A 14,176-nucleotide genomic window follows, 5' to 3' on the forward strand; every position below is an offset into this window, starting at 1 on the left:
CAGGAACGCCCGGCGGTCCGTCAGAAGAATTCCACCGTATCGTTGGTCGTGATGCCCGAACGCAGCACGCCCGAATTCACCAGTTCCTGGTAGTAGCAGATGCGGTTGCGGCCGCTCTTCTTGGCGTGATACAGCGCCTGGTCGGCATGGCCCAGGATCACCACCGGCGTTTCGCGCGCGATGTTGACGAAGCCCAGGCTCACCGTGACCTTGCCGACCTGCGGGAAATCATATTCCTGCACGTTCTGGCGGAAGCGGTCGAAGATCTTGCGCGCATCGGTGAGCGTGGTCGAGCGCAGCAGGATCACGAATTCCTCGCCGCCAAAACGGAAGATGCGGTCATGCGCCCGGAACGAAGCGCGCAGGATGTTGGCCACCAGGATCAGCACTTCATCGCCATACAGGTGGCCGTAGCGGTCATTGACCTGCTTGAAGTGATCGATGTCGACCACCCCCAGCCAGTGGCCCTTGGGTTCGTCATTGCTGTCGTGCCGGCGTTCGTCGCGGTCCACGGAATGGGCTTCGTGCGGCGCGATGGCGAAGGCGTAGCGGGTGAATTGCTCGTCGAAGGTCTTGCGGTTGAACAGGCCGGTGAGCGCGTCGCGTTCGCTGTAATCCAGCAGGCTCTGGTAATTGCAATAGACGTGGAAGATGCCGCGGATCACATCCAGCATGGTCGCTGCAAAGGGCTGCTGGCTGCGGATCTCCAGGCAGGAATTCATCTTCCCATGCAGCCAGACCGGCAGCCACAGTACGTGTTCGCCCTCGGGCGTGGTTTCGTCGAACTCGTTGAGATGATTGCGGATACAGGCCAGCATGGCCGGATAGGCCGACAGCGGTTCCTTGGGATCGTCGCTGGTCAGTTCGGCGATGGTGTGGACCGTGCCATCGCGGATGACCATCTTTTCCTGTACGAAGTATTCATCGCGCAGCGTGAAGATGTCGAGCATGCGGATGGTCTCGACCTCAGTGAGCTGATACAGCGCGGAGATGACGGAGATGGCCAGGCGGGAGTGCTCCCGGTGGGCCGTGATTTCTACCAGATGCTTGAGCAGCGGTTTTTTCATCTCGTCGTCGATGTCCTGCATGAGCCCATTGTTCTATGTATGGTCGGTACTCGGCTGTGCTTGCCCGGCGTCTTCGACAGCGGGCTGGCTGACATGCCATGAAGCCAGTCCGGCCATCGGCAGGAGCGTAGTCAGGAGCAAGGCATGTCGCAGCGGAATGAAGACGATCCCGGTGCAAGATTCACGCCATCAAGCTAGCACGGAAGCACAAGGATTTTACAGGCGGCAAGCATGGGAATGAAGCAGTTTCTGCATGTCACTGCAGAAAATTTGTGCTTTGATTGCCGCGTGGAAACTTTAGATCTCGCGTGACTTTCACTTACGTGGGGCTTGGTGAGTATTGCGTGCGTTCTTGCCAGCCAATCCCGCAGTATCAGGCTGAAGCCCACGCGCATGGCGGAATTGCGGCGATGCGTCATTTTCAGGCAGGCACGTCGTCAGCTTCTCAGCTGCCGAAAATCGATGAGCGGTTTTTGGGGTTTACTTACAAAAAATCGCCGGTCAAGAGCCGGCGATATTTGTTTATATCATTCGTAATAGTGTTCCGGATTTCCGATTGCAGGAGCCCGGTTTGCTGCTTCAGGCATAAATGATCAGCAGCGCCACGGCGATGATCAGAGCGAATTTGGTGATCTTGTAGACGGTCTTGTTCCAGTTCTTGAAGCGGCGGCGATACTGCCCGGCCAGCCAGACGAAGCGGAACAGCTTGTTGACGCGCCCGGTCTGGTCGCCGGTCTCATTGGGCGAGGCAGCGGCGGTCATCATGGTGCGGCCGAGGAAGCCATTGATGGCTTCTGCCCAACGATAGCGCAGCGGACGCTCGACATCGCAGAAGAGGATGATACGGTTCGTCTCGGAGCCGTTCTGTGCCCAGTGGATGAAGGTCTCATCGAACACCACGCTCTGGCCATCGCGCCAGCTGTAACGCTGGCCGTCGACTTCGATGAAGCAGCGGTCGTCGTTGGGCGTGACCAGGCCCAGGTGGTAGCGCAGCGAACCGGCGAAGGGATCGCGGTGCGGATTGAGCGTGCCGCCCGGAGCCAGTTCGGCAAACATGGCGGCCTTCACCGACGGGATGCGCTTGAGGATTTCCACGGTCTTGGGGCAGAACTTCTCGGCCGAGGGATGGCTGGCGTTGTACCACTTCAAATAGAAACGCTTCCAGCCAGCCTTGAAGAAGGAGTTGAAGCCGGCATCGTCATTCTTTTCCGCCGCCTTGATCTTGGCCATCTCGCGCAGGGCCACGGCTTCGTCGCGGATCACTTCCCAGTTCTGGTCGATGAGGGCGAGGTCATCGAACTGCTTCACGGCCGGGTAGGGCACCGCCGGTACGCGCGAAAAGGCGTACATGAACAGGTTGATCGGCGACATGATCGAGGAGTGATCGAAGAACTGCCGCAGGAAGGGCAGGCGCACGCGTCCACGGAAATGGATGAACAGGATGGAAAACAGATAGATGAAGACAATTGCCCACTTCATTGCAGGGTCCTTTGATGTTGCCGGCCTTTTCATATCAAATGAAGGAAAAGGCTGAGACGGATATCCGTCCATATGGGGTCAGGGCCGGGAAGATCAACGACAGCGCTCCGCCAATGGCGGAACGGCTGACAGCAAACCAGGCTGGAAGACGCCGTGATGCTGCAAGATGCGCGATGATGAGCTGAAATCCCGGTGGCTGCGCACGCCCGGCAGGATGCCGGCAACGCAGAGCAAGCGAGGATTCTACACCAAGGGCTCGTCAGAGTTTGTAAGGGCGCTGATTGCCCTATGTGAAGTTTCCTGCAACAAACGCATGCGCTGACCCAGATCAAGCGGGCAAAAAAAAGGACCGGGCAATCCGGTCCTTGCGGGGGCGTGAACTAGAGGCCCTAAAACGCTCAAGCGGCCTGGGTCACCACCTGGCGTGCGCGGTTCCAGCGCGGCAGGCCGGTGAAGGCGAAATCGATTTCCGGCACGTGGCCGGAGACGATCTCGGCGATCGCCCGGCCGGAGCCGCAGCCCATGGTCCAGCCCAGGGTGCCGTGGCCGGTATTGAGGTACAGGTTGGCGAACTTGGTCTTGCCCACGTAGGGGACGTTGGATGGGGTCAGCGGGCGCAGGCCGGTCCAGTAGGTCGGGTTCTCGTAGTCGCAGCCATCCGGGAACAGTTCACGGGTGCGGCGGGTGATGGCTTCGCAGCGGGTGGTGTTGAGTTCGCGGGTGTAGCCGTTCAGTTCGCAGGTGCCGGCCACGCGCAGGCGGTCGCCGAGGCGCGAAACCACCAGCTTGTAGCCGTCGTCGGTGAGCGAGACGGTGGGGGCGGCGTCCGGGTTGGTGATCTGGTAGGTGGCCGAATAGCCCTTGCCTGGGTAGAGCAGCAGGTCGATGCCCAGTGGCTTGACCAGTTGCTGCGAGAAGCTGCCCATGGCGACCACGAAGGTATCGGCCTTCAGGACTTCATGGCGGCCGTCCGGGTTGATGACTTCCACGCCGGTCACGCGGGCGGCAGCGCCTGCGCCTTCGGTGATCAGGCGGGTGATGCTGGTGGAATAGCGGAATTCGACGCCGGCTTCTTCACTCTTCTTGGCCAGGCCGGTGGTGAGCTTGAAGACGTCGCCCGATTCATCGGTGGCGGTGAAGTCGCCGCCGACGATCTTGTTGCGGATCGAAGCCAGGGCCGGTTCGATGCGCACGACTTCATCAGCACCGATGGATTCGCGCGGGCAGCCCAGGTCGCGCATGAGCTTGGCGGCGGGCAGCGAGTCCTGGAATTCCTTTTCTTCGGTGTAGAAGTGCAGGATGCCGCGGGTCAGGTGGTCGTACTGGATGCCGGTTTCGGCGCGCACGGCTTGCAGGGTCTGGCGGCTGTATTCGCACAGGGCGACGATGTTGCGGATGTTCTCGTCGGTGCGGGCGGCGGTGCATTCACGCAGGAAGGCCACGGCCCACTTCCACTGCAGCCATTCGGGACGGAAGCGATAGAGCAGCGGGGCGTCTTCCTTGCCCAGCCATTTGAGCACCTTCATCGGGGCGGCCGGATTGGCCCAGGGTTCAGCATGCGAGACCGAGATCTGGCAGCCGTTGGCGAAGCTGGTTTCCTGCGCCGCGCCGGGCTGGCGGTCGATGACGGTGACGTCGTAGCCCTGCTTCTTCAGGAACCAGGCGGAAGCGGTTCCGATAATGCCTGCGCCCAATACGATCACTTTCATCTCACTCTCCCGGTTTTGCATGAACTTGCTGTGGTTGTTCGGACGTTCGCATTTGCGAATTCAAATGCGAACAATGCAAGCATTGTAAGAAAAGCGTGATTGCCGATGTGATCAATACTGGCTGGAATTTTTATGAATAAAAAGACTGTTGCGATATTTTTATTCAAAAGTAAAAGAATATTCCAGCGAGATTTACATTTTTGAAGATGTGAAGCGCGCCATCTCTTCCGCCACGGCGCGCTCGACCGTTTCGGTGAGCGCATCGCGCAGGCCTTCCCTGACGCGCTGCATCACGATATCGGAAAGATGGTCCAGCGCCAGCGCCATCTGGTCCTGCAGGTGTTGGTGCAGCACAGTATCGACGCGTTCCAGCAGGCTTTGCAGGACGTTTTCGCGGATTTCCTGTTCCCACTGGCGGTATTGTTCGGCGGCCGGGGTCACCGGGGGCAGGGGTGCCATCACCGGGGCCGCCGCTGCGGGCGCCTGGTAATGGGTATTCGCGGGCTGGGTGTGGAAGGCGCCCGGCTGCATGGGGGCGGCGTAATCCGGAGCGGGGGACGCGGCCGGTGCGAGCGGGATGATCTCGGTGAGCAGGGGGATGCTGTTGTCGTCGTGGTTCATGGCGTGAGCGGGCGGGGCGGGCTCAGGCGGCCACGTGGTGCGAGAGGGGATAGCCGCGTTCCTTGTAGAAACGGTAGCGGTCGCGGCCGGCGGCCTTGTCGGCGTCGTCGGCGGAAATGATTTCCAGGAGGCGTTCGAAGCGCGCGAAATGCGCGGGGGTGTCGCTGCCCAGGTTGATGAGGATCTGGTGGTGCGGCAGGTCGGCGCTGTCGTCGGCGGTCAGGATGATGGGCGTCTGCGCGGCCAGCGGGTCGCCGGCCATCACGTGCGGCAGGAAATCCTGCTCGGAAAAGCTCCAGAGCGCCTGGTCCAGCTGCTGCAATTCGGCGCGGTTGGGGGTACGCAGTACCAGGGTGGCACCGGAAGCGCGCGCCTTGCGCACCAGACGGCACACGTAGGCGATCTTTTGCGGGACGTTGCTGTGAAAGTCGATTCGGGTCATCCCGCCAGTATAGTGGGTCGCGGTGCAGCAGGCTATCGGAGTGCCGAAGAAGGCCCCTGTCTGCCGGATTTAGGTACGTCCGAGCGCTTGCGGCCCCCTTTTTTTGACGCGCCGGCCGGATGTTGGTGTGCTCGGGCAATGGTTGAATCGATCAGGACGTGTTCGATTTCCGTTTCATCAGCCATTGCAAGTGCGATTCGCTGCCAGACACCGTTGCGCCTCCAGCGCGAGAAACGCATGTACACGGTATGCCACCGACCGGACTCGACTGGCAGAGCGCGCCAAGGGCCACCTGTGCGAGCGATCCACAGCACCGCTTCGAGAAACCATCGGTTGTCGAGCGCTGTTCGTCCTCGGTCGCCTTCCTCGACCGGCGGGATTGCATCGACCTTCTTCCCTACATTGTCATTTAGCAGTCTTCTAACCATCCCGTTTCGCTCGCACAAAAACACGATGTAAACACATTTCAGCAAATGCAAGCAGACCCTGGTCGCCGCATTTGTTTTGACCGTACGGTAGCCAACGCGGCCAGTGCGTTTATCGATTGTCTCCAGGCACTCCATAGCCAGGCGCATTGGCCGGATCCAGGGCACGGTCGATGTAGTCATTCATCTGCGGGTGATAGGCCTGCCAAAGTGTTGTCAGCTTTCCGATTGGATCGTCGTCTGCCCAGTCCACGCGCAAGTTGACGATGGGCCAGACCAGATCGTCTGCCACGATCAAGGCCGATGAGTGCAGCGGACCTGCCTCTCCGCCGGCATCAAGGCCCGCCTGCATTGCTGCAATCAGGCGATCCGCAAGGTGACCGGGAGCTGACTCGAAAGCCGCTATCATTGCCTCGATCACCGACGGACTCGCCAGCATGTTGCCTGCCGCTACACACTGCTCGCCGGCGACGGCCGCATGCACACCGAGCGTGCGGTTACCGCTGAAGTGGGCCGTGCGGCCCTGATGATCGATGGCGATCAGTTGCCGGAACGGGCTGTAGGCATCGGTAGCGAGCACGTGCTTCAACGCCTCATCCGGGAGGCAGCCCTGCTCCAGCTGATCGAGCGTCAGCGGTCCCAACGCGGGCAACGTGATGTTTTGTGACGAGACCGCGCCGACACCGCTGCGTATCCATGGACAGCGCGCACCCACAGCAATACTGGATGAACTGATGGCGATACCCAGCTGTCCGGTATCGGCGCAGCGGCCGGCAATAGAAAGCGTCATGAAGATGCTCCGTCTAGTTGGGAATGACCGCGATGACATCGATCTCCATCAGCCATTGCGGCTGGCCGAGGGCGACCACCACCAGGCCCGTCGAGATCGGGAATACACCCTTGAGCCACTTGCCAACTTCTTGATAGACGGGTTCACGGTAGCGGGGATCGGTCAGGTAGGTCGTCGTCTTTACGATATGCGACAGATCGCTCCCAGCCTCTTCAAGCAGTTGCTTGACGTTTTTCATGGCTTGCTCTGCTTGCGCACGGGGGTCGCCAAGTCCCACCAGATTGCCCTCAAAGTCGGTCCCGACCTGGCCTCTGACATAAACGGTGTTGCCGGCACGAACTGCCTGGCAAAGATCGTTATCCAGGTTCTGGTTGGGATAGGTTTCGCGCGTATTGAACATGCGAATGCGGGTATGCGTAGGAGTGGTCATGTTGGCTAGGTACTGTCTATCAATGGGCTGATGAAAATCTCGGATCAGGCGACTGCTTGATGGCTTGCAGCGCTGAATTCTTGCGCAGTGCCGTCTTCTTGCGGCGAAGATTTGAGGGCGTGATGCTGCTCATACTGACGCTGTATGGCAATGTGGTCTGCCACATGCTTGGCGTCATGCCACACGCCCCAGATAAAGGCCGAGCCACGGCGGGACAGCCACGGCAGACCGATAAAATAAATGCCGGGCTCTGCACCCACACCTCGCTGGTGCCGGGGCTTGCCATTGGGATGCAGGGTGTCGACCTCCAGCCAACGGTAATCCGTCGCATAGCCGGTAGCCCAGATGATTGACGTCACCCCGGTCTTCTGCAAATCGAGTTCAAGCAAGGGTTCGGTGATGCATGCCGCATCGGCCACACGCTGCCGAGCCTGAGGATCGGGGGGCAAGTCCAGGCCATTGCGGTTGACATAGGCATCGGCCGCATCCAACAGGGAGAAATAGCTGTCGTCACCGCGGTTCAGGTTATCCACCAAATCAGGATTGAAGTTCACTTTGCCGTGTTCAAAGGATGCCGTGTGTCCCACCAGGGTGATGCCACTCTGCGCGAGTTGCCTGAAATCGATAGTGTGACCTCCACGTGCACCACTCACGGTGATGGTGACATGCTCCCGACCGGCTTGCATGGCTTCGGAATCCCACATGCCGAGCACCCCTAGCCACCAGCAGAAATCGCGGTTGCGATAGGAGCGAGGAGGGCGCTCATGCGGTCCGACTGAGAGATACACGTCGCGGCCGGCAGCGTGCAGCTCTTCGGCAATCTGCACTCCGGAGGAACCGGCACCCACCACCAGCACATTGCCTTCGGGTAATTGAGCCGGATTGAAATAGTGCGCGGAATGAATCTGGTACAGCGCCGGATCTGCAGGGGCGATTGACGGCACCACCGGCTTTTGGAAAGGGCCGGTCGCAATGACCACGCGCTTGGCCAGGTAAGTACCTTCCGACGTCTCGACCGTGAAACCGGGACCGCCGGCATTGCGGATGACGCGCTGTACTTCGACGCCGGTATGAATGGGCGCCGATATCTTGTCGGCATACTTTTCAAAGTAATTTACGACCTGATCCTTACTGGCGAAAGCGTCCGGCGGAAGATCAAATTCAAGGCCCGGGAAACGGTCATGCCATGCGGGGCCATTGGCCACCAGAGAGTCCCATCTGCCGGTGCGCCACGCTTCGGCGATACGGTTCTTTTCAAGCACCACATGGGCCACGCCAAGCCGGCCCAGATGCTCACTCATGGCCACACCGGCCTGGCCAGCCCCGACAACGAGCGTGTCAATTTCATGCATTATCTTGGTCATTGCTAATCTTTCGGACAGAATTTTTCACTCCATCGCGGCATCATTGAGCCCAACTTCAATCCAGTTGCCATGTGCAGCGCCGGTCAGAAAACAAGCTTTCACATCGCCGGACGACCAGCTCAATCAGCTAGCGAGGGATCGTCTTTCATCATCAAATATTTCATTTCTTCAAAATGCTGCTGAGAAAAATCCGGTATTTTTTCCCAGCTCCGTGCTGTTTTTTCTGCGACCGCCTCGGACAGAATCTTCAGCGGCTGCCCCGTTGACCATGCCGTTACCAGGATCTGGCAGGCGCGTTCGAGCGTCCATATATCGTCGAACGCTTCACCAATGGTCTTGCCAATCACCATCACGCCATGGTTACCCATCAACAGACGGGTCTTGTCCTGGAGCAGCCCGGCCAATCGGGCTCCTTCTTCGACCGTATCGGCCATCCCTCCGTACATATCATCAACGGCGACGCGGTTGAAATAGCGAGCCGTATTCTGATCAACAGGAGGGATGTGCGGATTTTTCAGCGTGGCCACACTGGTCGTATAGACCGGATGAAGATGCAGCACTGCCCGCGCCTGAGGCAGCTTCTGGTGAATTTGCCCATGAATTGCCCAGGCAGTTGCATCGACATCCGTGCGCTCTCCGCAAGATGGGTCGTCTGTATCCAGCAACAGCAGATCGCTCGCACGGATACGTGAAAAATGCATCCATTTGGGATTCAGCAGGAATTGCTTTCCATCCGCCGACAGTGCCGCACTGAAGTGGTTGGCGACCGCCTCATGCATCCCGAGATGCGCGATGATGCGAAAGGTGGCAGCCAGATCGATGCGCACCTGCTCTTCATGGTTTAACGACATGGTGGTTCGCCTCGCTCAATTCACTCAAGGTTTGGGCATCAGTTCTTGCAGGTCTTTTTCAGCAGGTGCTTCGAACTTGTATTTCTTCAGCAAGGCGGCGTATTCAGGCGATGTCTTGACCTTGTTCAAGGCGTCAACCAGGGCCTTCTTCACTTCGTCGTTGCCTTTTTTCACGCCGAAGCCGTTGAGCACCGGATAAATCAATGTGTCCGAGGAAATGACGATGCGGTCACCCAACTTCTCCACTGCGCCACGTGCCACGGCAGCGTCGGTAATCTGCGCTTCGACGGCGTGCGATAGCAGCGCCTGGGTGGTTTGGGGATCGGTTTGGAATTCGCTGATCTCAATGGGCTTCTTCCCGTTCTTGACGCAATAGTCAGCGGACAGCTTGCGCAATTGCTGCAGCCATGATGTTGCCCCCATGGAGCCTACCTTGCGGCCACAGAAATCCTCTGGCTTCTTGGGCTGATAATCGCTGCCCTTGAGCGCCAGGATCGATTCGCCGCTTTTCAGGTAGGGGATCATGTCGATCACCTTGACACGTTCAGCGGTGATGTACATGGAGGAATTGATGATGTCAAAGCGGTTGCCTTGCAAGCCTGTGATCAGATTCGGGAAGCGGGTATCAATCGTTTCAACTTTGCGTCCCATCACTTTTGCAAGCCCATCGACGAGTTCGATGTCGAATCCGACGGGCTTGTTGTTTTCCATGTATTCATAAGGAAAAAAGGTGACGTCGGATCCCACCGTGATTTTTCCGGGTTGTTGAAAAGCGGCGGCATTCAACGAAGTCAGTGCAATCGCTGCTACGCCCACTGTACGGAAGATAGCCTTGAAAACGGAACGCTGAGTCATGATGGTTATATCCTTGTTGAGATGAGTTGATGCGCTTGATGGTCAGGCCATGGCGTGCTTGGCGGCTTGTTGTTGCACAAAGAACGATGCACCACGAGGTTTCTCGGGCAGACGCAACTGGTTTTCGGTGCAGCGCACGATTCCACTTTCGTTGCCCGATACCAGCAGGCCTGCATGTTCGCTAGGGAGCGGGTTTTCACAAAATGGCAGTGCATCTTCAGCAGCGTAGACGCTGATGAACAGGGTGCGTGGCTGTTCGGTGTTGTTCGGCTTGGAGGCATGCAGCAGGCGGGTATGCATGAAGCACACCGATCCCGATGGGGCATAACAGGCAACAGGCGTCTGGCAATGCGCTTGCACGACGGTATCGTCGACAAAGCCGGTGAACTGGTTGTTTTTCCAGTGGGACCAGAGCGGTCCCTTGTGACTGCCGGGCACCACCAGCAGGGGGCCGTTATCCGGCGTGACGTCACTCACCATCAACAACGCCGTGACCAGGTCATCGTTGCTGTGCGGCGTGAATGGGAAATCCTGATGCCAGTCCACCACCGTCTTGGTATGCGGTAGTTTGGAATTGACTTTGCTGTGGTGGAAGCGGGTACCCGAGCCACCGATCAACTGTGCTGCGATGGCCGCCATGCGCGACTCGAAAGCGATCTTTCGATAGGCAGAAGAAATCTCCGTGGGTGAACTGACACGCCGCAGAGAAGGATGATCAGCCCGGTGATCGTCTTCGATATCGAAGCGGGAACGCCCATCCTGCGTCTTTCCCCATGGCTGTTTTTTCGTCCGGCTTTCCTCCACCCATCGCTCGAAATCGTTGCTCAGCGATGCAACTTCGGTGTCGGACAACACGCCCTCGATCACCAGAAAACCTTGCTGATGATATTGATCGATCTGGTACTGCTCAAGCATTTCAGACTCCCTGATAAATGACAGACGCTAAGCTAAAGAAACATCTTTGAGGAAAGCCTCCACCCGCGCATTGCTTCCTTTTCTGAAGACCTCCGGCGTGTCATCGCACACCACACGGCCTTTTTCCATGAAGACGATGCGATCAGAGACCTTGAACGCAAAATTCATTTCATGCGTCACGATCACCATCGTGATGCCTTCTTTGGAAAGGGCCTCGATGACTTGCAGGACCTCGTTCACTTTTTCCGGGTCCAGTGCCGAGGTCGGTTCATCGAACAACATGATCTGCGGGCGCATCATCAATGCCCGGGCAATGGCCACACGTTGTTGCTGGCCTCCCGATAACTGATGCGGATACTTGAATGCGTGTTCCAACATGCCGACCTTCAGGAGCAGCGCGTAGGCCTGTTCCTTTAGTTCCTCGGTCGGCGCAATTGCGTGATAGCGGGGTGCCAGCAAGAGATTGTTCAGTACCGTCAGATGGGGGAACAGATTGAAGCTCTGAAAGACCATGCCAATATGCCGGCGATGCGCAGTGTTCTCCACCAGCCTTGGCTTGTGAATCCCTTGCCGGAGGAGATGGATGAATGGCTGGCCGTTGATCTTGATATCGCCGTTATCCAGTTTTTCCAATCCGATCAACAGGCGGATGAGCGTTGTCTTCCCCGAGCCAGAAGGCCCGATCACGGAGACCACCTGTCCTGGCGCAATCGACAGGTCAACCGCGCCCAGCACCTCAACATTGTTGTAAGCCTTATGCAATCGGGAAGCTTCCAGGGCGGGGCCTTGCAAATCGCTTTGCTGTCTGAGCCCTTGCACGACCTTGTTCCTGGCCAGCTCAAAGAATGCCGCATCGGGTGTGCGAGCGATCTTGCGTTTGGTGACGTCAAGCAGATGCTCGACTTGTTTCAGGAGGAAATCGAATACCGTGACGATCATCACGTAGTAAATGGCCACCGCAGTCATGGTTTCCATGACCAGGAAATTCTGCGAATACAGTCGTTGACCCACCATCAGAATTTCAGTCAAAGAAATCACTGAAACGAGCGAACTCAGCTTGACGATGGCAATGAATTCATTGGTCAGGGAGGGCAGGGCAACACGGATTGCCTGCGGCACGACAATGCGGCACTGGATGCCAAAGAACCGCAGGCCGAGTGCGACTGCCGCCTCATATTGCCCCTTCGGAATCGATAGCAGACCACCACGGTGAATTTCGGCGATATAGGCAGTCTCGCTCAACACCAGGCCAATCAGGCCGGCCCAAAAGGGATCGTTGAGAACGGCACCACTCGATGGTATCGCCTGGGGCAGGTTATAGATGAAGATCAGCAGCACGAGCAGCGGCAGGCTGCGAAATAACCAGATATAAAAGCGCGCCGGTACGCTGAGAAAACGATTTGAAGATTGCTTGGCCAATGCCAGCACAAAGCCGATGACGACGCTGATGAGCCAGGCACCCATACTCAGCTTGATCACTGTCACTGTCGCGAACCAGAAGTCCTGCTGGCGCAACAGGCTGAACATGTAATTCCAGTCAAATTTCATATTGTTTTTTCAGGACCAGTGGCCACGACAATCAAAGAAAAAAATGACCGAGACGCTAGTGGATCTCGATTGGTGGCCAGTATCTTTCCATGCTTTGAGGTGCGTCAATTAACAAATAGTTATGCGCTGCTTAGGCTCACCCTATACAGATGAACGTGCACAGCGATGTGGAATTTTCGCGCATGAAGGTGCGTCATTTTGGTTGGCAGGGACGCCAATTTAGTGCGCCATTCCCGCTATTGGTGCCACGGATGAACGGCGAAAAGACGCGTTGGAGAGGACGTTGATGAGGACGGAATCCGGCGCTGAAACTATCGCCGTGAGTTGCTGGAGATCCGCCGCCAGTGGGTGCTCACTGGTCGATGGTCGTCATTCAATCAGGGAAAATCTGTGGAAGACGGGAGGAGGGAAGTGAAGGCAGGATGGGTGATCAGGCTACGAAGAAATTCGCCTCTCGTCGATCTTGCTGAGCCGGAGGGGCATTTGCCTCCTCAGGTGGGGCGGCAGGGGGCGTCAGATCCACGCTGTGACAATAGTCCATGAAGAGCCGGGTCGTTGGTGAGGGCTGGCTATTCTTGAGATAGGCCATCACCAGCGTCGATGTGGGCATGTCATCTTCGATGTCGAGCTGCACCAGGCGCTGGCCATCGTAGGTGTTTTCCGTATAGGGCCGTGTCACCAGCAGGGAAAAGCCGAGGCCCTGGCCCACCATACAGCGCACCATCTCGATGGATGGCGAGCTATATGCCACGGTCGGATAGAAACCACGATTCTTGAAAATATCAACGAAGTAGTTGCGACTCGGCACCACATCCAAAAGAATCATTGGCTCATGACTCAATTCTTCCAGGGTAACTGTCGCCTGCTTTGCCAGGCGATGCCCGGCAGGAAGTAATGCGTAAGGCTTGTGTGGCGCATTCAGCGCTTCCTTGTTGATCGAATTGCCCAATTCCAGATCGTAGAGGAACACCAGATCAAATCTTCCGCGGTGCAGCCCTTGCATCAGTTCATGTTGCTCGCCATCCTGAAGCTGTATGGTGATTTGCGGATAGATTTTCTTGAATCCCGAAATCAGTTTCGGCAAGTAGAGGGGCGCGGCCGATTCAAAGCAACCCAGCGCGATAGTTCCCGAGACCAGATTCCATTCAGTCGTTGAATTCTGTTCCAGATCATTGGAAAGCTGCAGCAGTTGCTTCGCCTTTTCATAAACCCTGCGGCCGTTTGGAGTAAGGGACACGCCCTGCGCATGGTGTCGTATGAACAGGGGCTGGTCCAGTATCTCTTCCAGAGACTTGATGGCGACTGAAATGGAGGGCTGAGAAATATGCAGCTTCCTGGCCGCTTCTACGATACTGTCCTCCTCCACCACGGCGACAAAATATTTAATTTGTTTCAGCGTGAAGCGCGAGTTTAGTTGACTCATAGGAGCAGCCCTTTCAGAAAACGGCATTGCATAGTTTTTTCCAAAGCAAGGACTGTACCCGGTGGGTGGCCGGGCTCTGCGTCCAGTTGTGGTGCTCACCAGGGTGGTGCGGCAGGGGAGCGATGCTCAATGCCAAATCGGACTGTGGGTACACCACGCTGGTGCGATTGGGTATCCCGGGTAGCGTATTGAGCTTGTTCGGAGATTGCGCTATGTAATGGGGGGGGCGGGAAGCCTTGGCGCGACGCTTTCTTTCG

At 57.5% G+C, this 14,176-nt stretch carries 13 protein-coding genes and 1 pseudogene; all 14 read right to left on the bottom strand.

The genetic code is table 11. From position 1 onward, the window contains the following. Positions 1 to 20: 20 nt before the first annotated feature. Entirely contained in the window at positions 21 to 1,088 is a 1,068-nt protein-coding gene (locus tag JOD78_RS15140) for a GGDEF domain-containing protein (protein WP_199725005.1), read from the bottom strand. Positions 1,089 to 1,646: 558 nt separating this feature from the next. Beyond that, entirely contained in the window at positions 1,647 to 2,546 is a 900-nt protein-coding gene (gene lpxO / locus JOD78_RS15145; protein ID WP_034337405.1) for a lipid A hydroxylase LpxO, read from the bottom strand. 398 nt (positions 2,547 to 2,944) lie between these two features. Further along, positions 2,945 to 4,255, bottom strand: coding sequence for a D-amino acid dehydrogenase (locus JOD78_RS15150; RefSeq protein WP_121038368.1), 1,311 nt, complete (start codon positions 4,253 to 4,255; stop codon positions 2,945 to 2,947). A gap of 192 nt (positions 4,256 to 4,447) precedes the next feature. Further along, positions 4,448 to 4,876: a hypothetical protein gene (locus JOD78_RS15155; protein ID WP_121038371.1), complete on the bottom strand. Its 429-nt coding sequence runs from the start codon at positions 4,874 to 4,876 to the stop codon at positions 4,448 to 4,450. Positions 4,877 to 4,898: 22 nt separating this feature from the next. Next, positions 4,899 to 5,318: a DNA polymerase III subunit chi gene (locus JOD78_RS15160; protein ID WP_121038374.1), complete on the bottom strand. Its 420-nt coding sequence runs from the start codon at positions 5,316 to 5,318 to the stop codon at positions 4,899 to 4,901. Between the two features lie 72 nt (positions 5,319 to 5,390). Beyond that, a pseudogene (locus JOD78_RS15165) lies at positions 5,391 to 5,746 on the bottom strand (transposase); the annotation flags it as partial. Between the two features lie 109 nt (positions 5,747 to 5,855). Beyond that, entirely contained in the window at positions 5,856 to 6,533 is a 678-nt protein-coding gene (locus JOD78_RS15170; protein WP_121038378.1) for a DUF1028 domain-containing protein, read from the bottom strand. Between the two features lie 13 nt (positions 6,534 to 6,546). Next, entirely contained in the window at positions 6,547 to 6,963 is a 417-nt protein-coding gene (locus tag JOD78_RS15175; protein ID WP_121038381.1) for a RidA family protein, read from the bottom strand. 44 nt (positions 6,964 to 7,007) lie between these two features. Next, on the bottom strand, positions 7,008 to 8,327 hold the full coding sequence (locus tag JOD78_RS15180; protein ID WP_121038383.1) for an NAD(P)/FAD-dependent oxidoreductase: 1,320 nt from the start codon (positions 8,325 to 8,327) through the stop codon (positions 7,008 to 7,010). 119 nt (positions 8,328 to 8,446) lie between these two features. After that, complete coding sequence (locus JOD78_RS15185) at positions 8,447 to 9,178, bottom strand: class II aldolase and adducin N-terminal domain-containing protein (RefSeq protein ID WP_121038386.1); 732 nt, start codon at positions 9,176 to 9,178, stop codon at positions 8,447 to 8,449. A gap of 24 nt (positions 9,179 to 9,202) precedes the next feature. After that, complete coding sequence (locus JOD78_RS15190) at positions 9,203 to 10,033, bottom strand: ABC transporter substrate-binding protein (RefSeq protein ID WP_209568565.1); 831 nt, start codon at positions 10,031 to 10,033, stop codon at positions 9,203 to 9,205. Between the two features lie 42 nt (positions 10,034 to 10,075). Continuing rightward, the gene (locus JOD78_RS15195; protein ID WP_121038392.1) at positions 10,076 to 10,948 is read right to left on the bottom strand and encodes a phytanoyl-CoA dioxygenase family protein; all 873 of its coding nucleotides are present in this window, start codon (positions 10,946 to 10,948) and stop codon (positions 10,076 to 10,078) included. 27 nt (positions 10,949 to 10,975) lie between these two features. Further along, the gene (locus JOD78_RS15200) at positions 10,976 to 12,496 is read right to left on the bottom strand and encodes an amino acid ABC transporter permease/ATP-binding protein (RefSeq protein ID WP_121038395.1); all 1,521 of its coding nucleotides are present in this window, start codon (positions 12,494 to 12,496) and stop codon (positions 10,976 to 10,978) included. A gap of 430 nt (positions 12,497 to 12,926) precedes the next feature. Then, positions 12,927 to 13,919 (bottom strand): LysR family transcriptional regulator, encoded by a 993-nt coding sequence (locus JOD78_RS15205; RefSeq protein WP_121038398.1) that lies wholly within the window; start codon positions 13,917 to 13,919, stop codon positions 12,927 to 12,929. Positions 13,920 to 14,176 lie beyond the last annotated feature (257 nt).

Origin of the sequence: Herbaspirillum sp. 1130, from assembly GCF_017833835.1 — a bacterium.
Classification (GTDB): Bacteria; Pseudomonadota; Gammaproteobacteria; order Burkholderiales; family Burkholderiaceae_D; genus Herbaspirillum; species Herbaspirillum huttiense.

Excerpts from the sequence above, each read along its gene's own strand:
- JOD78_RS15140 (WP_199725005.1), bottom strand. The coding sequence starts at position 1,088 with ATGCAGGACATCGACGACGAGATGAAAAAACCGCTGCTCAAGCATCTG.
- lpxO (WP_034337405.1), bottom strand. The coding sequence starts at position 2,546 with ATGAAGTGGGCAATTGTCTTCATCTATCTGTTTTCCATCCTGTTCATC.
- JOD78_RS15150 (WP_121038368.1), bottom strand. The coding sequence starts at position 4,255 with ATGAAAGTGATCGTATTGGGCGCAGGCATTATCGGAACCGCTTCCGCC.
- JOD78_RS15155 (WP_121038371.1), bottom strand. The coding sequence starts at position 4,876 with ATGAACCACGACGACAACAGCATCCCCCTGCTCACCGAGATCATCCCG.
- JOD78_RS15160 (WP_121038374.1), bottom strand. The coding sequence starts at position 5,318 with ATGACCCGAATCGACTTTCACAGCAACGTCCCGCAAAAGATCGCCTAC.
- JOD78_RS15170 (WP_121038378.1), bottom strand. The coding sequence starts at position 6,533 with ATGACGCTTTCTATTGCCGGCCGCTGCGCCGATACCGGACAGCTGGGT.
- JOD78_RS15175 (WP_121038381.1), bottom strand. The coding sequence starts at position 6,963 with ATGACCACTCCTACGCATACCCGCATTCGCATGTTCAATACGCGCGAA.
- JOD78_RS15180 (WP_121038383.1), bottom strand. The coding sequence starts at position 8,327 with ATGACCAAGATAATGCATGAAATTGACACGCTCGTTGTCGGGGCTGGC.
- JOD78_RS15185 (WP_121038386.1), bottom strand. The coding sequence starts at position 9,178 with ATGTCGTTAAACCATGAAGAGCAGGTGCGCATCGATCTGGCTGCCACC.
- JOD78_RS15190 (WP_209568565.1), bottom strand. The coding sequence starts at position 10,033 with ATGACTCAGCGTTCCGTTTTCAAGGCTATCTTCCGTACAGTGGGCGTA.
- JOD78_RS15195 (WP_121038392.1), bottom strand. The coding sequence starts at position 10,948 with ATGCTTGAGCAGTACCAGATCGATCAATATCATCAGCAAGGTTTTCTG.
- JOD78_RS15200 (WP_121038395.1), bottom strand. The coding sequence starts at position 12,496 with ATGAAATTTGACTGGAATTACATGTTCAGCCTGTTGCGCCAGCAGGAC.
- JOD78_RS15205 (WP_121038398.1), bottom strand. The coding sequence starts at position 13,919 with ATGAGTCAACTAAACTCGCGCTTCACGCTGAAACAAATTAAATATTTT.